The sequence below is a fragment of the Lentzea sp. NPDC058450 genome (assembly GCF_042721395.1).
GTDB lineage: Bacteria > Actinomycetota > Actinomycetes > Mycobacteriales > Pseudonocardiaceae > Lentzea.
The window spans coordinates 138,077-155,545 of sequence record NZ_JBHXLO010000003.1; the positions used below are offsets into that span (position 1 = coordinate 138,077).

Here is a 17,469-nt window from a genome sequence, read left to right on the forward strand (position 1 = left end):
CGCCGTGGGGATGGGTGTGAGTCACATCGCCGTGGGTGTGTTCGTGGGTGTGTACGCCGCTGGTCATACCCGTGATGCTGGCACGCCGCCGAGTTGCGTGCAGTGATGCCAGGTATTGCCTATTGCAAGTTCTTTGCTGTTAGCTGCTCCCCGGCAAGACGGACTTCGGGGGAGGAACTGGATGCGGCGAGCGGCTTTGGCGGCCCTGGTGCTGGTGGCGGGGTGCACCTCGCCCGACGGCGCGACGACCGCACCGGCCACGTCGATCGTGATCGGCGCGGGCAGCGAACCGGAGAACCTCAACCCCGTGCTGGGCTACGCCCCGGACGGCGCGGCCAAGATCTTCGACGGGCTCGTGGCCCGGGACGCGTCGCTCGCGTTGAAGCCGTCGCTGGCCGAGGAACTGCCGACGGCGTCGGCGGACGGCCTGACGTGGACGGCCAAGCTGCGCAAGGACGTCACGTTCTCCGACGGCTCGCCGCTGACCGCCGACGACGTCGTGTTCACCTTCAAGTCGGTGGTGGACAAGAAGGTGAACTCCACCATCGCGTCCCGGTTCGACGCGCTCGCGGACGTGGTGGCCGTCGACCCGGCGACCGTGAAGTTCACGCTCTCCTACCCGTACGCCCCGTTCCAGCAGGCGCTCGCGCTCGGCATCGTGCCCGCCGCGAAGCTCACCGGCACCGACATCAACAGCGCGCCGTTCAACACCGCGCCCGTCGGCACCGGCCCGTACACCGTCGCCGAGTGGCGCAAGGGCGACCGGATGGTGTTGAAGGCCAACGAGAAGTACTGGGGCGGCGCGCCGGCGGTCAAGTCCGTGACCGTCGTCTTCGTGCCCGACGACAACGCCCGCGCGACCCGCATGGCCGCCGGCGAGTTCGACGGCACGGTGCTGCCGCCCAAGCTCGCCCAGACCTACCGCGACCGGTCCGGCTACAAGGTCGTGCAGAACCCGTCCGCCGACTACCGCGGTCTCGGCATCCCGTCCGAACTGCCGCTCACGTCGTCGCCCCAGGTACGGCGCGCGATCAACCTCGGCATCAACCGCCAGGCCATGATCGACGCCGTGCTGGCCGGATCCGGCAAACCCGCCTCCACGCCGATCTCCCCGTACCTGAAGGACTGGTACGACGAGGGTTCGTCGTTCTCCTACGACGTGCCCGCGGCGGAGAAGCTGCTCGACGAGGCCGGCTGGGTCAAGGGCGCGGACGGCAAGCGCGCCAAGGACGGCCAGCCGGCGCGGCTGCCGGTGCTCTACCCCGCTCCGGACGTGCTGCGCAAGGAGCTCGCGCTCGCCACGGCGTCCGACATCGCGAAGCTCGGCATCGACGCGCCGGTCGAGGCGACGACGTTCGAGATCATGTTGCAGCGCCGGAAGGAAGCGGCGGCGGTGTGGGGCGGCGGCGACCCGTACGACCCCGACACGGCCGCGTACACGTTGCTGCACTCGCGCTACGCGGGCCAGCAGGGCTACGTGAACATGACGCTGTACAAGAACTCCACTGTGGACACCGCGCTCGACACCGCCCGGCGCAGCCTCGACCCGCCCGCCCGCAAGAAGGCCTACGACGACTTCCAGAAGGCGTACACGGCTGATCCCGGCTGGGCGTTCCTGGTGTTCCTCGACCACACGTACGTGCTGCGCGACAAGTGGAACGGCCAGGAGACCCAGGTCGAGCCGCACGACCACGGCCTCGTGCACGCCGTGTGGTGGAACCTCGAGCGCTGGACGCCCAAGTCGTGACGCGGGGCAGGGCGATCGGCCGGCTCGCGCTGCGGCGGCTGGCCTTCGCGGTCCCGGTGCTGCTCGTGGTGAGCTTCGCGTTGTTCGTGCTCGCGAAGCTCACCCCGTTCGACCCGATCGAACGCTACTTCGGTGTGCGGATCATCGGCGCCTCTCCGGAACGCGTGGCGCAGCTGCGGGAGAACTGGGGCGTCGACGAACCCGTCGTCTCGCAGTACTGGGCGTGGCTGACGCACGCCGTCACGGGCGACCTCGGCGACTCGTTGTCGTTGCAGCAGCCGGTGTCCGCGGTGATCGGCGACCGTCTCGGGTGGACGGTGCTGCTGGTGTCGGTCGGGTTCACGCTGGCGTTGCTGCTGGGGCTGCTGCTCGGCACGCTCGCGGCGTGGCGGCAGGGCTCGTGGCTCGACCGGTCGATCACCGGCAGCTGCTACGCGCTGGAGGCAGCGCCGGTCTTCTGGCTCGGCCTCGCGGTGCTCTACGTCTTCGCGTTGCAGCTGCGGTGGTTGCCCGGCGGTGGCGTGACGACGGGCGCGGAACCGCCGTCCGTCGGCGGGGTCGCGGTGCACATGGTGCTGCCGGTGACGGTGCTGGCGATCTCGCAGGCGCCGTGGTTCGTGCTGTTCGTGCGGCAGAACCTGCTCGAGTCGTTCACGCAGGACCACGTGATCGGCGCACGGGCGCGGGGCCTGCCGGACCACCTGGTGGTGTCCGGGCACGCGCTGCGCACGTCGCTGCTGCCGTTCCTGACGCTGCTCGGCGCCCGGCTGCCGGAACTGATCACCGGGGCGTTGCTGGTGGAGACCGTCTTCTCGTGGCCCGGCATCGCGCGGGCGACCGTCGAGGCCGCGCTGAACGTCGACTTCGCACTGCTCGGCGCGCTGACCGTGATGGCGACGGGCGTGGTGCTGCTCGGCAACCTGCTGGCCGACGTCCTGTACGCGCTCGCCGACCCGAGGGTGGCGCTCGATGGCTGACCTGACCTGGCGTCCCGCCCCGCGCAGCCGGCTCACGGCCGCGTCGCCCCCGCGCTCGCCGAAGTGGCGGCTCCTGCCGTCCGCGATCGTCCTCGGCGTCGTCGCGGTGATCGTGCTGCTCGTGCCGTTGTTCGTGCAGCTCAACGAGCAGTACGTCGACCTCGCGATCGCCAATCAGCCGCCGTCCGCCGCGCACCTGTTCGGCACCGACGAACTCGGCCGGGACGTGCTGCTGCGGTGCATCTACGCGCTGCGCGTCTCGTTGACCGTCGGCGTGGTGGCGGCCGTGATCTCGGCAGTCGTCGGCACGGCCGTGGGCGCGCTCGCGGGCTCGGTCGGCGGCTGGTTCGACCGGATCCTGATGCGGGTGGTCGACGCGATCGCCTCGGTGCCGCACCTGTTGCTGGGCATCGTGATCGTCGCGATCCTGCGGCCGAGCCTGCACGCCGTGATCATCTCGATCGCGCTGACGCACTGGCTCACGGCCGCCCGGATCGTGCGGTCCGAGGTGTTGTCGTTGCGCACCAGGCCGTTCATCGACGCGGCGATCGTCGGCGGCGCGTCCCGGCTCCAGGTGCTGACGCGGCACCTGCTGCCGAACGTCGCCCCGCAGGTGCTGCTGGCGACCACGCTGATGGTGCCGCACGCCGTGTGGCACGAGACGGCGTTGTCGTTCCTCGGCCTCGGGCTTCCGCCGCACGCGGCCAGCATCGGCAACATGATCAACGACGCCCAGCGGTCGTTGCTGCTCGGCGGCTGGTGGATGTCGCTGGCACCGGGCCTGCTGCTGATCATCACGACGCTCGCGGTGTCCGGCGTGAGCGGCGTGTGGCGGGACCGGCTGAACCCCAAGCGGCGCACGGAGCTGACGTGGTGAACCTCGAGATCGACCGGGTGTCCGTGCGGTTCGCGCTGCCCGGCGCGACGGTCGCGGCCGTGAACGACGTGTCGCTGACGCTGCGGCCCGGCGAGTGCGTGGCGCTGGTCGGCGAGAGCGGCTGCGGCAAGACCGTGCTGGCGTCGGCGCTGCTCGGGTTCCTGCCCGGCAACGCGGAGACCTCCGGCAGCGCCCGGCTGGGCGACGTGGACCTGCTCGCGGCCACCGACCACGAGCTCGCGACGACCGTGCGCGGCCGGAAGATCGGTCTCATCCCGCAGAGCCCGGCGAGCCACCTCACGCCCGTGCGCACCGCCCGTTCCCAGCTCGAGGAGGCCGCGCGGGTGCTCGGCGGGGACGCCCTGCAGGCCGCCGAACGGGCCGGGCTGCTGCCCGAACACCTCGACCGCTACCCGCACGAGCTGTCCGGCGGCATGGCGCAGCGCGTCGCGAACGCCCTCGCGCTCGTCGGCAACCCTCCGTTGCTGATCGCCGACGAACCCACCACGGGCCTCGACCGCGACCTCGTCGAAGGACTGCTGGACGAGTTCCGCAGGCTCGTCGACGACGGGCACGCCGTCCTGCTGATCACGCACGACCTGGCGGCCGCGCACCAGGTCGCCGACCGGATCGCGGTGATGTACGCGGGCCGGATCGTCGAGGTCGGCCCGGCACACGAGGTGCTGGACTCCGCGCGGCACCCGTACGCCCGAGGGCTCGCCAACGCGTTGCCGGAACGGGACTTCGTGCCCATCCCCGGCCAGCCTCCCCTGCTCACCGACCTGCCGGCGGGGTGCGCGTTCGCCCCGCGCTGCGACCAGGCCACCGCGATCTGCGAGGACCGCCCCGTGCTGACCGACGACCCGCACGCCGTCGCGTGCCACCTGCCGTGCTGACCGGGGCCGGCATCACCGCCGGCTACCGCGACCCGGTGATCACCGGCGTGGACCTCACCGTCCAGCCGGGACGGACGGTCGGGCTGGCCGGGCCGAGCGGGTCCGGGAAGTCCACTTTGGCCCGCGTGCTCGCGTTGCTGCACAAGCCGTTCGCCGGGACCGTGGAGATCGACGGCGAGACGGTCACGGGGTTCCGGTTCCGGGCCCGGCAGCGGACGAAGATCGGTGTGCTGTTCCAGCAGCCCCGGCTGTCGGTCGATCCCCGGTTCACGTTGCGCCAGGCCATCGCGGAACCGGGCGGCGACCGCGTGGACGAGCTCGCCGACCTGGTCATGCTCACCGACGACCTGCTGGGCCGCCGTCCGCACGAGGTCAGCGACGGCCAGCTGCAACGCGCGTGTCTCGCGCGCGCGTTGGCGTTGAAGCCGCGCTACCTGATCTGCGACGAGATGACGACGATGCTGGACGCGTCCACGACGGCCGCGCTGGTCGGCGTGATCCGCGAGTACCAACGTGAATCAGGGGCCGGAGTTCTCGCGATCTCGCACGACGCCACGCTGCTGGGCCGCTGGGCGGACGAGACCGTCAGACTTTCAGCACCGCGTCCACGATGACGTTGTTCCGGTAGCTGCCCGCGACCCGGTCGAAGTCGCCGCCGCACGTCACGAGCCGCAGTTCGGAGAGCGGCGTCGGCCCGTACACGGCCTCGGTCGGGAACGCGGTCTTGTCCGTGGTGTGCGTGCCGCTGACGACGAACGTGAGCTTGCTGCCGTCCTTTCGCTCCACGACCACCTCGGCGCCGGGCTGCAGCTCGGGCAGCCGGAAGAACACCCCGGGCCCGGTCTTCGAGTCGACGTGCCCGGCGATCACCGCGGGCCCGGCGTCCCCCGGCGCGACGCCCTTGGCGTACCACCCGGCCTTGTCCGCGCGGGTCGGCGGCTCCAGCACCCCGGCCGCGTCGACCTTCAGCGACTCCAGCGTCGTCTCGACCCCGATCGACGGGATCGACACCGTCACCGGCTCGGGCACCTCGTCGTCGCCGGATCCCTTGACCACGTAGATCAGCGTGACCAGCACCGCAACGCCCATCAGCAGCTTGCCCTTGGCCATGTCAGCCGAACCGGAACAACCGGCCGCGCACCGAGAACATCGCCACGCCCACGATCAGCGCGATCACCAGCGCGGTGAGCCAGTCCCAGCCACCGGACATGCCGCCGAACCCGGTCTCCTGCCCGCCGCTCGGCACGACCTCGGCGCCCTTGGCGTCGGTCCGCAGCTCGATCCGCCGCGCGTTGACCAGCAACGAGTAGACGCCGCCCGCTTCGAGCGGCGCGTCGAGCCTGGTCGAGTCCTTGCCGCGCTGGGCCACGTCCAGGGCGTCCTTGCTGGGCGCCACCAGGACGTAGCCGGTCGTCGAGTTCGGCTGCACACCGCGGTGCACCGCCGTGCCGGCCCGCAGCAGGTCCGTCTCCGCGTCACCCGCGTTGATCACCCGGACCCGCGCCTGGCCGTTCGGCGGCTGGCTGATGTCGTCTTCCAGCGTCCTCATCGTGGACGCGATGTCGACGACCGTGTACGCCTGCCCCGAGGCCGCCCGCACCGTCACCGACCGCAGCAGCGGACTGCCCGGCTCCGCCATGCGGAACTCGACGACGTGCTCCCCCGGTTCGACCCGGCGGTAGTCCCAGAGCTGGGCGTAGTCGAGGGTGCCGAGCTTGACGCCGTCGAGGACGGCGTCGACCCGTGCCTGGTCCATCGAGAAGTGCCCGAGGCGGACGTAGGTGCCCGTCGCGGCCTGCGCGGGCGTGGCGCTGAGCAGCAGCAACAGCACAACGGCGAGCACTCGCACGCGGACCCCTCCCCTCACCGGACGCGCTCTAACGATAGCTCCTGATCAGCGTCTGATGGAGTTCGGTGGTCCGCGACGTGCGCTAACTCCGGACGAACCGGTCGGTCACGTCCTCTCCGTCCGGGAGCACCGCGAACAGGTCCACCGGCGTCCGCTGCGAGACCATCTCGCTGCGGTGCAGCCTCTTGAGCTTGTCCCTGGCCACCACGACCTGCTGGCTCGGCGCCGACAACACGAGCACCGGCACCGCGCCCTGGGCGACGTGCGCGCCCACCCGGTCGGTGTGCCCGCGGCCGAACTTGAGCACCCTGCCGTACCGGACGAGGTAGAGCAGGGACGTGTCGCCGCGCAGGCGCTTGAGTCTGCTCACCTCACCTGTCTCGTCGTCGCGGCCCCACGTGCCGTGCGACTTCGTCAGCCACCGGTACCCGGTCCACGGCAGGCCGTGCACGTCCGTCGCGAGCACGGTCCAGCCCGGCCGGAAGTACTTGGCCAGGCGGATCTTCACGGTCGTCGCGGCGAGGAACTCCGAGTTCTCCCGCCAGGTGCCGTCGAGCTCCAGCCGGTGCGCGATCTTCTGCACGGCCGGGTCCGGAACGGACCTGTCGTCCAGGCACACCAGGCACCTCGTGCGCCGGCCGGCGCCGCACGAGCGCGCGACACCGCACCAGCCGCACTGCTGGATCTGCACCTCGGCGCCGCCCGGCCGGTCGTGGAGGACCTTCATCTGGTCCGCCACGATCAGCAGGCACGGCCCGCACAAAGCACACCACGCGACCTCGGTGACCTCTTTGCGCGGCAACCGGGTCATGCAGTTGATGCACTGCTTCACTTTGCCCTCCCCTTGCGGGAAAGCCTATTCCAGCGCCCTTCGCAGGCGCGAGGAGACGAGCGCGTGACGAGGATCGGTGACCGGGAGCAGCAGGTGCAGGCGTTCGAGCACCTCGACGTCGTCCCCGCTGTCCGCGAACGACAGCAGCGCGGCGAGATCTCCCCGCTCCAGCACTCCCCTGCGCACCGCGGCGGCGAGATCCACCCGTTCCTCGCGGACCACGGGCGCGTCCGAGCGGGGCAGCAGATCACCGCCGTAGCGCCGGGTGGCCTCTCCCGCGTCGCCCGACCGGAGCGCGCTGCGCACGTCCAGGAAGTCGCCGCGCACCACCGCGTCGAGCCGGTACGGCCTCGTCAACAGGACACCACCGAGCTGCGCACGCAGCCTGTGCAGCTCCGCGCGGACCGTGGTCGGGTTCCCACGTTCACCATAGAGCAACAACGCGAGTTGTTCCGCCGTCAGTCCCTTGGGGTGCAACGCGAGCGCCGTCAGCACCTCGGCGTTGCGCAGGGTCAGGGTGAGCGGCCGCCCGTCGAGGTCGGCGTGCAGGCCGTTGAGGAAGTTCAGCGTCAGCACGTGCTGACGGGGCGCGAACTGCTTGAGGTGGTGCGTGGCGAGCTGGGCGGCGGCGGACACGAGCTGCGCGACGGCCGGGTGCATCGTCTTGAGCGGTCCACTGACGTCGACGACGCCGAGCAGCAACCCCGTGTGGGGGTCGAGGATCGGGCTCGCCGCGCACGTCCAGCCGTGGTAGGTGCGCACGAGGTGTTCGCGCGAGTGCACGGTGACGGGACGGCCGGTCGCGAGCGCCGTGCCCATCGCGTTCGTGCCGATGACGTCCTCGCTCCAGCGCGAGCCCTCGGTGAGGTGGACGCGTTCGGCGCTGTGCCGCACACCGTTGTCGCCCTCGCACCAGAGGATGGTGCCGCGGGTGTCGGTGACGATCATGATCGTGTCGTCCATCGACAGCGTGTGCGTCAGCAGCGGCACGGTGTGGGCGAGCGGGTGCGCGCCGCGCAGGTCCGCGATCTCGTCGGGCGCGTAGACCACCGGGGCCTCGTGGCGGTCCGGGTCGACGTGCGCGGCGAGGGAGCGCCGCCACGACTCGAAGATCACCGGACGTGCGGCACCCAGCTCCACTGGGTCCATTGGTCCAGGATGCAGGCCACTACACCGCGTGGGCAAGCCTGTGGTTAGTCCTTTCGGATGCAACGTGGGTGAAACGTTGCCGGTTCTACGTTCGCCGCCTGTTCGCAACGACGCGGAAGGCAGGGCGCATGGCGAAGTACGCGGCTCCAGGACAACCGGACAGCGTGGTCACGTATCGCGACCGCTACGACCACTTCATCGGTGGCGAGTACGTGCCGCCCGCCAAGGGCCAGTACTTCGCGAACCCCACCCCGGTCACCGGTGAGGACTTCACCGAGATCGCCCGCGGCACCGCCGAGGACGTCGAACGCGCGCTGGACGCGGCCCACGGCGCCGCCCGCTCGTGGGGCAAGACGTCGGTCGCGGACCGCGCGAACGTGCTGAACAAGATCGCCGACCGGATCGAGGCCAACCTCGAGATGCTCGCGGTCGCCGAGACGTGGGAGAACGGCAAGGCGGTGCGCGAGACGCTGGCGGCCGACCTGCCGCTCGCGGTCGACCACTTCCGCTACTTCGCGGGCGCGCTGCGCTCGCAGGAGGGCGGCATCTCGCAGATCGACGAGGACACGGTCGCCTACCACCTGCACGAGCCGCTCGGCGTCGTCGGGCAGATCATCCCGTGGAACTTCCCGATCCTGATGGCGGTCTGGAAGCTCGCCCCCGCGCTCGCGGCCGGCAACGCCGTGGTGCTCAAGCCCGCCGAGCAGACGCCGGCGTCGATCCACGTCCTCATGGAACTGATCGCCGACCTCATCCCGCCGGGCGTGCTGAACATCGTCAACGGGTTCGGCGTCGAGGCGGGCAAGCCGCTCGCGTCGTCGCGCCGCGTCGCGAAGGTGGCGTTCACCGGCGAGACGACCACCGGCCGGCTGATCATGCAGTACGCCAGCGAGAACATCATCCCGGTGACGCTGGAGCTCGGCGGCAAGTCCCCCAACGTGTTCTTCGCCGACGTCGCCGCGCAGAAGGACGCCTTCTACGACAAGGCCCTCGAAGGCTTCACGATGTTCGCGCTGAACCAGGGCGAGGTCTGCACGTGTCCGTCGCGGGCGTTGGTGCAGAGCGACATCTACGACTCGTTCATGGCCGACGCGGTGGAACGCACCAAGGCGATCAAGCAGGGCCACCCGCTCGACACCGAGACGATGATGGGCGCGCAGGCGTCCAACGACCAGCTCGAGAAGATCCTCTCCTACATCGACATCGGCAAGCAGGAAGGCGCGCGCGTGCTGACCGGCGGCGAACGCGCGGACCTCGGCGGCGAGCTGTCGGGCGGCTACTACGTGACGCCGACGATCTTCGAGGGCGACAACAAGATGCGGATCTTCCAGGAGGAGATCTTCGGCCCGGTCGTCTCCGTCGCGCGGTTCTCCGACTACGACGACGCGATGAAGACCGCCAACGACACGCTGTACGGCCTCGGCGCGGGCGTCTGGTCGCGTGACGGTTCCGTCGCCTACCGCGCGGGCCGGGACATCCAGGCGGGCCGCGTGTGGGTGAACAACTACCACGCCTACCCGGCGCACGCGGCGTTCGGCGGCTACAAGCAGTCCGGCATCGGCCGCGAGAACCACAAGATGATGCTCGACCACTACCAGCAGACCAAGAACCTGCTCGTCAGCTACTCCCCGAACGCCCTGGGCTTCTTCTGATGCCCCGCGTCGCACTGACCCCTGAGGCCGCGGACGTGCTCCGCGGCCTCAGGGCCGACCACGGCGACCTGATGTTCCACCAGTCCGGCGGCTGCTGCGACGGGTCCGCCCCGATGTGCTACCCGCTCGGGGAGTTCCGCACGGGCGGCTCCGACGTGCACCTCGGTGATCTGAGCGTGGACGAGTTCGTCGTTCCTGTGTGGATGTCCGCGGCGCAGTTCGAGTACTGGAGCCACACGCACCTCACGATCGACGTGGTACCGGGCCGTGGGAGCGGTTTCTCGCTGGAAGCACCGCTTGGAATACGTTTTCTGGTGCGCTCCCGACTGCTGACCGACGAGGAGCTCTAGGCACCACTAGTCTCTGCGCATGACCGTCCAATGCGGATGCTGCGGAGCCGAGATCACCTCTACGGACCGCATCGACTACAGGTTGAACCGTCCGGAGCAACTGCTCGGCGTGCCGGCCGACCAACTCGGCGCGCCCACCGGCGGCCTGCTCGTCGGCCCGGACGGTGCCTCCTACCTCCGTTGCCTGCTGCCGATTCGGCTGACCGGCGGAACCGAGATCGTGTTCGGGGCGTGGACGCGGATCAGCAAGGTCGACGCCATGTACGCGCACGCCGTGTGGGACAACGACGAGCAGTACGCGAACCTCCGCGTCGCCGGCACGTTCGCGAACGTCATCAAGCCGTGGGACGTCTTCGGGACCGCCGTCGAGGCCACCGTGCTCAACACCGACGAGCTGCCCTACTTCACCTCGCACCCGTTGCTGGAACGGGAATGGGACCGCGACGAGGTGCTGTGCCGCATCCGGCACCCGTTGCCCGTGCCCGTCCGCGAGACGCTCGGCGAGGTCTGGTCCATCGAGCGCACCGAAGGCATGCGGTGCGTCGTGGACGGCCGCACCGTCAGGTTCACGAGCCCGGACCGCCGCGTCTCCCTCGACGTCTACGCGGACCTCACCGGCGGCAGCGTGAGCGACTTCCTGGGCGCGGTCCTCGACGGTTACCCGGCGAGCGCCGAACATTCCGTCACGCACGACGGCCCGGAGCTGCGGCACGCGTTCTGGCTGAGCGAGGTGATCGACGGCCACGAGGAACAGGTCTTCCACGCCCACGTCGTCCGCCCCGGCACGATGATCTCCGTGCGCTGCGTCCACCGCTACCCGGTCGACCGCGCCTGGGCGCAGCACGTGCTCAACAGCGTCCGGTACGTCGGGTGACGGCCTGCGCCTGCTGCGGCGTTCTCGTGGACGAGTCCGGCGCCCTGGACCTGGACCTGGGCCTGCCGCCCGGCGTCGTCTCGCCGACGCCGGCGGCCCAGGGCAACGTCCTGTTCGCCGGTTCCGACGCCTACGTCCGCTGCGTCCTGCCCGTGGAGCTCACCGGCGACCTCGAACTGTGGTTCGGCGCCTGGATGCGGGTGCCGTTCGCGGACGCGGAGCACGCCGCCGCCGTGTGGGACGGCCCCGGCTACGCGTCGCTGAAGTTCACCGGCACGTTCGCCCACGACCTCAAGCCGTGGAACGGCCTGCGCGGCGTCCGCGTCGTCGCCGAGGTCCGCGAGCCCGACGACCTGCCGGAGTACGTCGACCACCCGGTGCTCGGCACCGTCGCGGACCGCGACGAGGTGCTCAGCGGCTACCTCGTGGCCCTGCCGATCTCGATCCGCCAGAAGCTGCCCGGCACGTGGAGCATCGAACGCACCGCGGGCCTCACCCCGCACGTGCTGGAGGAGGGCCTGCGCTTCGCCGGTCCGGGCCGCGCGGTCTTCGTGGACGTCCGCCGTGCCCAGGGCACGCCCGCCGCCCAGTTCCTGGAGATGGCCCTCGACGGCGCGCCGTCCGTGCCCCCGTCGCAGCGGTTTCAGGAGCAGGACGGCGTGGAGCTGCGGCACGCGTTGTGGCTGGAGTCCGCCTCGGGCCAGCACGAGTTCCACGGGCACGTGGCGCGGTTCGGTGAGATGCTCGTCGTGACGTGCGTGCACGACGACCCCGCCGACCACGCGTGGGCCCGGCACGTGCTGAACAGCGTCCGCTTCAAGCGCGTGACTCGCTCGTAACGTCAGGGAAATCCCAAGTTTGTGTGAGTGAACTGGACCACTTATCCGGGCGGACTGACTATTCCCGCCATGAACGTCCTGCTGGCATTCGCACTCACCGCGAGTCTCACGTCGCCGGTGCCGCTGCCTCCGACCGCACCGTGCCCGGAGAACGTCCCCGCCGGCACCACCTGTTACGAGGGCCGGGACCCCAACGGCGCGTACTACACGATCGCCGTGCCGAAGAAGTGGAACAAGACGCTCGTCGTGCACTCCCACGGCGGCCCCGACCTCGGCGACCCCACGCCGGAGCGCACGCGGGACGACCTGAACCGCTGGGCCGTCATGGTGAAGGAGGGCTACGCGTGGGCGGGCACCTCGTACCGGCGCGGCGGGTACGGCACGCGGATGGCGGCCGAGGACACCGACAACCTGCGCAAGATGGTCGTCGGCATGCTCAAGCCCTCGAAGGTCTACCTCCACGGCCAGTCGTGGGGCGGCAACGTCGCGGCCAAGACCATCGAGCTGTACAAGGGCTATGACGCCGCGCTGCTGACGAGCGGTGTGATGGCGGGCGGTTCGCGTGGTTACGACTACCGCGTCGACCTGCGCGTGGTCTACCAGTACTACTGCGGCAACCACCCGCGGCCGTCCGAGGCGCAGTACCCGCTGTGGCAGGGCCTGCGTCCGGGCTCCACGATGACGACGGCCGGTCTGCGCAGCCGCATCGAGGAATGCCTTGGCGTGGCGGGAAGTCGCACGGCCGAGCAGCAGCAGAAGCTGAACGACATCCTCGCGGTCACCAAGATCCCCGAGGAGACCCTGAACTCGCACCTGAACTTCGCGACGTTCACGTTCCGCGACATCGTCCACAACCGACTGGGCGACCGGAACCCGTGGAGCAACACGGGTGTCGTCTACAAGGGCTCGCACGACGACAAGGCCCTCAACGCGGGCGTCGAACGCTTCGCCGCGGACCCTGCCGCACGTGCCGAGCTGGCCTACGACAGCGACCTGACCGGCAAAATCAACATCCCGGTCCTGTCAGTGCACGCCATCGGCGACCCGACCGCGTTCGTCGAGCACGAGTCGGCCTACCGCGACACCGTGCTGAAGGCGGGCCGCTGGTACAACCTGGTGCAGACCTTCACGACCGAGGCCACGCACAGCGCGTTCAGCGACTCCGAGTACGCCGCGGCGATGCAGTCCCTGTCGGCGTGGGAGAAGTTCGGCCTGCGCTCCAACCCGTTCCTGATCTCGGCGGCCTGCCCGAGCCAGGACCGCAAGTACGGCACGGGCTGCTTCTTCAACCCCTGGTACAAGCCCGCGTCCTACGAGTCTCGGGTCGCGCCCCGCAAGTGACCCGGTGAAACGGTCCGGCTCGCACACCGCCTCCAGGAAACGCTGTGCGAGCCGGATCTTGACCTCCACCAAGCTGGAGGTATCACGCTCTTCACCATGAGCGATCTTTCCCAAATCGAGAACCTCGTCGCCACCGTCCAGCACGCGATGCAGAACGAGCGCGCCGAGGAGTTCATCGACCTCTTCCGCGCCGACGCCGTCTGGACGACCGCCCACGGCAAGCGACTCACCGGCCGGGACGAGATCGCCTCCTTCACCCGCCAGGTCCTGCCCGGCGCGACGAAGGAGGCGACCGCCACCTACGAGGTGGCCCACGTCCTGTTCATCCGGCCCGACGTGGCGGCTGTCAAGATCCGCCAGCGCCCGGTCCGTCCCGACGGCACGCTGATCACCGACGAGAACGAGGGCTCACCGCTCTACATCCTGTCCAAAGAGGACGGCGCCTGGCGCATCGCCGCCGGCCAGAACACCATCGTCCTCTAGCGTCCCTGCAACGACTTCACCTTGTCGCCGAACGTCCAGTTCTTCGACCCGTCCCAGTTGATCGACCAGGTCATGAGCCCCTTGAGCTGACCGCCGAAGCTGTTCCAGGCCTGCCCGACCAGCGTCGGGTTCATGTACCCGCCACCGGCCCCGGGCTGCGCCGGCAGCCCGGGGACCTGCTTGTCGTACGGCACCTTGATCGTGGTCCCCTGCACGACCAACCCCTTGTTGAGACACTGGGTCTGCGCCACGAAGCCTTGCACGGTCCCGGCCGAGTAGCTGTCACCGCTGCACCCGTACATAGACCCGTTGTAGTACTGCATGTTCAGCCACCACAACCGGCCGTTGTCCGCGTACTTCTTGATGATCGGCAGGTACGCGCCCCAGATCGACCCGTACACAACGCTGCCACCGGTCACGTACGCGGTCTCCGGCGCCATCGTGAGCCCGAACCCTGCCGGCATCGCCGCCAGCACGCCGTCGATGATGCGAATCAGGTTGGCCTGCGACGCCGACAGCTGGTTGATGTTGCCGCTGCCCACCAGACCGGTCTCGATGTCGATGTCGATGCCGTCGAAGTTGTACTTCTTGAGGATCGGCACCACCGTGGCGACGAACCGGTTGGCCACGGCGGTGGAGCTCAGGTCGATCCCCGCCGCCGCACCCCCGATCGACAGCAGGATGGTCGCGCCGTTCGCCTTGGCAGCACACATCTCGGCCGGCGTCGCCACCTTCACACCGGCGTCCATGCCGTCCTCCCACAGCACGGTGCCGTCGGACCGGATCACCGGGAACGCCGCGTTGATGACGTTGTAGCCGTGCTGCTTGATGCGGCTGTCCGTGATCGGCGTCCAGCCGAACGGCGGGTGCACGCCGTTGGACGCGCCGTCCCAGTTCTCCCAGTAGCCGTGCAGGACCTTGCCGGCTGGGCGGGGTTTGAGGGCGCAGGTGTCGGCCGCCTGGGCGGTGGACGGGACCAGCAGGGTGCTCATGAGCAGAAGCAGGGCGGTCATTGCCCTCAGCAGGTTGCGGGCAGACATTCGCTCACCTTTCGCTTACAGGCGGCGACCCGCTGTCATTGAAGCACGAAATGGTCCAGACCTCTAGCGGAGGCGGGTGGGTTGCCGGGACGAGGCGGGAGTCGCGTCGGGCGGGTGGGGCGGGATGCAGGCACGAGTTGGGCGGGCACGGGGTTGGGCAGGATGCGGGGTGGATCGAGACGCGGGCACGGGGTGAGGCGGACGCAGGGTGAGGCGGATGCGAGGCGGGTAGGTGAAGGCGGGGCGAGCGGGGGCGGGGCGAGCGGACGAACAGAGGCAGTGCGCGGTTCGGGGGTATGCGCTGACGTCGCGGTTAGTGCCCCCGGTGGTGGCGCAGGCAACGCGGGGCGGCAGGCAAGGACTAGGGGCCGAGAGGTCAGGCGGGATTGTTGACCGCGCGGTCCAACGCCTCCGCGGCGAGCGGGCGTGTGGCGTTGTGCGGCGGGGGCGCTTGGGCAGGGCGCGCGGAGGCGCGGAGGCGTTGGCTGAGCAACGGCTCCGCGCCTCGGTTGCGCGTCGGCTGGGCGTTGGGTCCCGCCGCCTGGTTTGCGGGTTCGCGTGCAGGCTGCGTGGCCTCGATGGGCGCGTGGCCGTGGCGCTGCGGTTGGGTTACGGGTGGGCTGGGGTCCAGAGGGTTTCTTCGGTTTGCTTCCAGAGGCGGACCGCTGACTCCTGGTCCTGGGTGTAGGGGGCCTGGCCTCGGGTTCGGTTGGCCGGGGTGGTGGGGAGTGCTTCGGCGCAGTCTTCGAAGTACTTGCCGGAGGTGTTCGCCAGCAGGGGGGTGGTGGCCACTACCAGCGTGGTGGCGGCGCCCTGTTCTGGGGTTTTGGTTCGGCGGGTGGTGGTGCCGCCGGTTTCGCGGATCTTGGCTTGGAGTTCTTCGGCCGTCAGGTGGCGTTGGAGGTTGGTGGCGATGCTGCCTGGCATCAGGGCGTTCATCGTGATGCCTTCCGGTAGCCAGCGGGTGGCTGCTTCCACGCCGAAGAGGATGTTGGCCGTCTTGGACTGGCCGTAGGCCTGCCAGCGGTCGTACTCGCGGTGGGTGTAGTGGATGTCGTCGAAGACGATGTCGCTCATCAGGTGGGCCGAGGAGCTCACGTTGACCACTCGGGCGCCTTCGGCTCGCAGGGAGTTGAAGAGGCCTGTGGTGAGGGCGAAGTGGCCGTAGTGGTTGGTGGCGAACTGAAGTTCCCAGCCCTCCGGGGTGCGCGTCAGCGGGGTGGCCATGACGCCCGCGTTGTTGATCAGCAGGTGGAGGGGGCCGTCCCAGTTGCGGGCGAAGGCCTTGACCGAGGCCTGCGAGGCCAGGTCCAGGTGGGCCGTGGAGATGGACTTGTTGCCGGTGGCCTTCATCAGGGCGGTGGCCACTCGCTGGGCCGCGTCCTGGTCGCGGGCGGCGATCGTGACCTCGGCGCCCGCGGTGGCCAGGGCGCGGACGGTCTCCACGCCGATGCCGGAGGCGCCGCCGGTGACGACGGCTCGGCGGCCCGTCAGGTCCACGTCGGCCACCACTTCGAGCGCCGTCGTGTCGAAGCCGTACTGGGTGGTGATCATGCTTGCACCTTCAGGGTCTCCTCGGAGAGCTTCCACAGGTGGGAGGCGGACTCCGGGTCGGTGGCGTAGGAGGCGAGGCCGTTGGTCATGCCCGGCTCGTTGGGCACGGCTTCGTCGCAGTCTTCGAAGTAGAGGCCCGAACGGCCCTCCACCAGCGGCGAGACGGCCAGGACCAGGGTGGTGGCCGCGCCCTGTTCCGGGGTCTTGAGCTGGAGCGGACGGTCGCCGCCGCGCAGGCGGATGCGCTCCTGCATCTCCTCCTGCGAGATGTGGCGCTGCAGCGCCGTGAGGATGCCGCCGGGCATCAGGGCGTTCATCGTGATGCCGTCGGACGACCAGCGCCTGCCAGCCTCGACGCCGAAGAGGATGTTCGCGGTCTTCGACTGGCCGTACGCCTGCCAGCGGTCGTACTCGCGGTGGGCGTAGTGGACGTCGTCGAAGACGACCGGGCTGTTCAGGTGGCCGGACGAGCTCACGTTCACGACGCGGGCGCCCTCGGCGCGCAGCGCGGCGTGCAGGCCCGTGGTCAGCGTGAAGTGGCCGAAGTGGTTCGTGGCGAACTGGAGCTCCCAGCCCTCCGGCGTGTGGGTCAGCGGGGTGGCCATGACGCCCGCGTTGTTGATCAGCAGGTGCAGCGGGCCGTCCCACGCGGACGCGAAGGCCTTCACCGACTCCTGCGACGTCAGCTCCAGCGGAGCGACGAGAACCGAACGATTGCCCGTGGACGCCGTGACGGCCGCGGCGACCCGCTGACCGGCCTCGACGTCGCGGGCCGCGATGGTGACCTCGGCCCCGGCGGCGGCGAGAGCCCGCACGGTCTCCACGCCGATGCCCGACGCCCCACCGGTGACCACGGCGCGACGGCCCGAGAGGTCGACGCCCTCGACGACTTCGAGAGCCGTGCTCCCGAACCCGAACGGGGTGGTGATGCGCTCACTCATCAGATTTCCCCAACCTGTGTCGTACACTGAAACGGAGGTGCCTCCGGTTCGAGTTCCACCGTAAACGG

General features: G+C 69.9%; 18 protein-coding genes. 11 read left to right on the forward strand and 7 right to left on the reverse strand.

The genetic code is table 11. The features are described 5' to 3' along the window. The first annotated feature begins 181 nt into the window (after positions 1-181). Genes ACFWNN_RS06950 through ACFWNN_RS06970 form a run of 5 tightly spaced genes read left to right on the forward strand, consistent with a single transcriptional unit; the run spans position 182 to position 5,111 of the window. Complete coding sequence (locus ACFWNN_RS06950; protein ID WP_382438937.1) at positions 182-1,747, forward strand: ABC transporter substrate-binding protein; 1,566 nt, start codon at positions 182-184, stop codon at positions 1,745-1,747. After that, positions 1,744-2,724, forward strand: a complete 981-nt coding sequence (locus tag ACFWNN_RS06955) for an ABC transporter permease (RefSeq protein ID WP_382438938.1) — start codon at positions 1,744-1,746, stop codon at positions 2,722-2,724. The genes ACFWNN_RS06950 and ACFWNN_RS06955 overlap by 4 nt, the downstream gene beginning before the upstream one ends. Further along, positions 2,717-3,601 carry an ABC transporter permease gene (locus tag ACFWNN_RS06960; RefSeq protein WP_382438939.1) on the forward strand — a complete coding sequence of 295 codons (885 nt, stop codon included), beginning with the start codon at positions 2,717-2,719 and terminating at the stop codon, positions 3,599-3,601. Before ACFWNN_RS06955 ends, ACFWNN_RS06960 begins: the two co-directional genes overlap by 8 nt. Then, positions 3,595-4,497 (forward strand): ABC transporter ATP-binding protein, encoded by a 903-nt coding sequence (locus tag ACFWNN_RS06965; RefSeq protein ID WP_382438940.1) that lies wholly within the window; start codon positions 3,595-3,597, stop codon positions 4,495-4,497. Before ACFWNN_RS06960 ends, ACFWNN_RS06965 begins: the two co-directional genes overlap by 7 nt. Continuing rightward, positions 4,479-5,111: an ABC transporter ATP-binding protein gene (locus tag ACFWNN_RS06970; protein ID WP_382438941.1), complete on the forward strand. Its 633-nt coding sequence runs from the start codon at positions 4,479-4,481 to the stop codon at positions 5,109-5,111. The genes ACFWNN_RS06965 and ACFWNN_RS06970 overlap by 19 nt, the downstream gene beginning before the upstream one ends. Here ACFWNN_RS06970 and ACFWNN_RS06975 read toward each other — a convergent pair. From ACFWNN_RS06975 to ACFWNN_RS06990, 4 genes are all read right to left on the reverse strand, one after another. Then, the gene (locus ACFWNN_RS06975) at positions 5,083-5,607 is read right to left on the reverse strand and encodes a class F sortase (protein WP_382438942.1); all 525 of its coding nucleotides are present in this window, start codon (positions 5,605-5,607) and stop codon (positions 5,083-5,085) included. The genes ACFWNN_RS06970 and ACFWNN_RS06975 overlap by 29 nt on opposite strands. A 1-nt stretch (position 5,608) precedes the next feature. Continuing rightward, positions 5,609-6,346 (reverse strand): DUF4397 domain-containing protein, encoded by a 738-nt coding sequence (locus ACFWNN_RS06980; RefSeq protein ID WP_382438943.1) that lies wholly within the window; start codon positions 6,344-6,346, stop codon positions 5,609-5,611. Between the two features lie 82 nt (positions 6,347-6,428). Continuing rightward, on the reverse strand, positions 6,429-7,178 hold the full coding sequence (locus tag ACFWNN_RS06985; RefSeq protein ID WP_382438944.1) for a hypothetical protein: 750 nt from the start codon (positions 7,176-7,178) through the stop codon (positions 6,429-6,431). Positions 7,179-7,202: 24 nt separating this feature from the next. Then, the gene (locus tag ACFWNN_RS06990) at positions 7,203-8,327 is read right to left on the reverse strand and encodes a GAF domain-containing protein (RefSeq protein ID WP_382438945.1); all 1,125 of its coding nucleotides are present in this window, start codon (positions 8,325-8,327) and stop codon (positions 7,203-7,205) included. A 128-nt stretch (positions 8,328-8,455) separates the two neighbouring features. On the opposite strand from ACFWNN_RS06990, the gene adh reads away from it, so the two are divergent. The 6 genes from adh (at position 8,456) to ACFWNN_RS07020 (ending at position 13,866) form a co-directional block, all read left to right on the forward strand. Continuing rightward, the gene (gene adh, locus ACFWNN_RS06995; RefSeq protein WP_382438946.1) at positions 8,456-9,979 is read left to right on the forward strand and encodes an aldehyde dehydrogenase; all 1,524 of its coding nucleotides are present in this window, start codon (positions 8,456-8,458) and stop codon (positions 9,977-9,979) included. After that, positions 9,979-10,329: a DUF779 domain-containing protein gene (locus ACFWNN_RS07000; protein WP_382438947.1), complete on the forward strand. Its 351-nt coding sequence runs from the start codon at positions 9,979-9,981 to the stop codon at positions 10,327-10,329. Before adh ends, ACFWNN_RS07000 begins: the two co-directional genes overlap by 1 nt. A 19-nt stretch (positions 10,330-10,348) precedes the next feature. After that, the gene (locus ACFWNN_RS07005) at positions 10,349-11,203 is read left to right on the forward strand and encodes a hypothetical protein (RefSeq protein ID WP_382438948.1); all 855 of its coding nucleotides are present in this window, start codon (positions 10,349-10,351) and stop codon (positions 11,201-11,203) included. After that, positions 11,200-12,042, forward strand: a complete 843-nt coding sequence (locus ACFWNN_RS07010; RefSeq protein ID WP_382438949.1) for a hypothetical protein — start codon at positions 11,200-11,202, stop codon at positions 12,040-12,042. The genes ACFWNN_RS07005 and ACFWNN_RS07010 overlap by 4 nt, the downstream gene beginning before the upstream one ends. A 69-nt stretch (positions 12,043-12,111) precedes the next feature. Further along, the gene (locus tag ACFWNN_RS07015; protein ID WP_382438950.1) at positions 12,112-13,383 is read left to right on the forward strand and encodes a hypothetical protein; all 1,272 of its coding nucleotides are present in this window, start codon (positions 12,112-12,114) and stop codon (positions 13,381-13,383) included. Positions 13,384-13,479: 96 nt separating this feature from the next. After that, positions 13,480-13,866, forward strand: a complete 387-nt coding sequence (locus tag ACFWNN_RS07020) for an SgcJ/EcaC family oxidoreductase (RefSeq protein ID WP_382438951.1) — start codon at positions 13,480-13,482, stop codon at positions 13,864-13,866. On the opposite strand, the gene ACFWNN_RS07025 is transcribed toward ACFWNN_RS07020, so the two are convergent. From ACFWNN_RS07025 to ACFWNN_RS07035, 3 genes are all read right to left on the reverse strand, one after another. Next, positions 13,863-14,906: a chitinase gene (locus ACFWNN_RS07025; protein WP_382438952.1), complete on the reverse strand. Its 1,044-nt coding sequence runs from the start codon at positions 14,904-14,906 to the stop codon at positions 13,863-13,865. The two genes, ACFWNN_RS07020 and ACFWNN_RS07025, sit on opposite strands and share 4 nt — an antisense overlap. A 609-nt stretch (positions 14,907-15,515) precedes the next feature. Then, entirely contained in the window at positions 15,516-16,460 is a 945-nt protein-coding gene (locus ACFWNN_RS07030) for an SDR family NAD(P)-dependent oxidoreductase (protein WP_382438953.1), read from the reverse strand. Beyond that, positions 16,457-17,401, reverse strand: coding sequence for an SDR family NAD(P)-dependent oxidoreductase (locus ACFWNN_RS07035; protein ID WP_382438954.1), 945 nt, complete (start codon positions 17,399-17,401; stop codon positions 16,457-16,459). The genes ACFWNN_RS07030 and ACFWNN_RS07035 overlap by 4 nt, the downstream gene beginning before the upstream one ends. Positions 17,402-17,469 lie beyond the last annotated feature (68 nt).

Bases quoted from the DNA above. Each gene is read 5' to 3' on its own strand.
- ACFWNN_RS06950 (WP_382438937.1), top strand. From the start codon at position 182: ATGCGGCGAGCGGCTTTGGCGGCCCTGGTGCTGGTGGCGGGGTGCACC.
- ACFWNN_RS06960 (WP_382438939.1), top strand. From the start codon at position 2,717: ATGGCTGACCTGACCTGGCGTCCCGCCCCGCGCAGCCGGCTCACGGCC.
- ACFWNN_RS06975 (WP_382438942.1), bottom strand. From the start codon at position 5,607: ATGGCCAAGGGCAAGCTGCTGATGGGCGTTGCGGTGCTGGTCACGCTG.
- ACFWNN_RS06990 (WP_382438945.1), bottom strand. From the start codon at position 8,327: ATGGACCCAGTGGAGCTGGGTGCCGCACGTCCGGTGATCTTCGAGTCG.
- adh (WP_382438946.1), top strand. From the start codon at position 8,456: ATGGCGAAGTACGCGGCTCCAGGACAACCGGACAGCGTGGTCACGTAT.
- ACFWNN_RS07000 (WP_382438947.1), top strand. From the start codon at position 9,979: ATGCCCCGCGTCGCACTGACCCCTGAGGCCGCGGACGTGCTCCGCGGC.
- ACFWNN_RS07005 (WP_382438948.1), top strand. From the start codon at position 10,349: ATGACCGTCCAATGCGGATGCTGCGGAGCCGAGATCACCTCTACGGAC.
- ACFWNN_RS07015 (WP_382438950.1), top strand. From the start codon at position 12,112: ATGAACGTCCTGCTGGCATTCGCACTCACCGCGAGTCTCACGTCGCCG.
- ACFWNN_RS07020 (WP_382438951.1), top strand. From the start codon at position 13,480: ATGAGCGATCTTTCCCAAATCGAGAACCTCGTCGCCACCGTCCAGCAC.
- ACFWNN_RS07025 (WP_382438952.1), bottom strand. From the start codon at position 14,906: ATGTCTGCCCGCAACCTGCTGAGGGCAATGACCGCCCTGCTTCTGCTC.
- ACFWNN_RS07030 (WP_382438953.1), bottom strand. From the start codon at position 16,460: ATGATCACCACCCAGTACGGCTTCGACACGACGGCGCTCGAAGTGGTG.
- ACFWNN_RS07035 (WP_382438954.1), bottom strand. From the start codon at position 17,401: ATGAGTGAGCGCATCACCACCCCGTTCGGGTTCGGGAGCACGGCTCTC.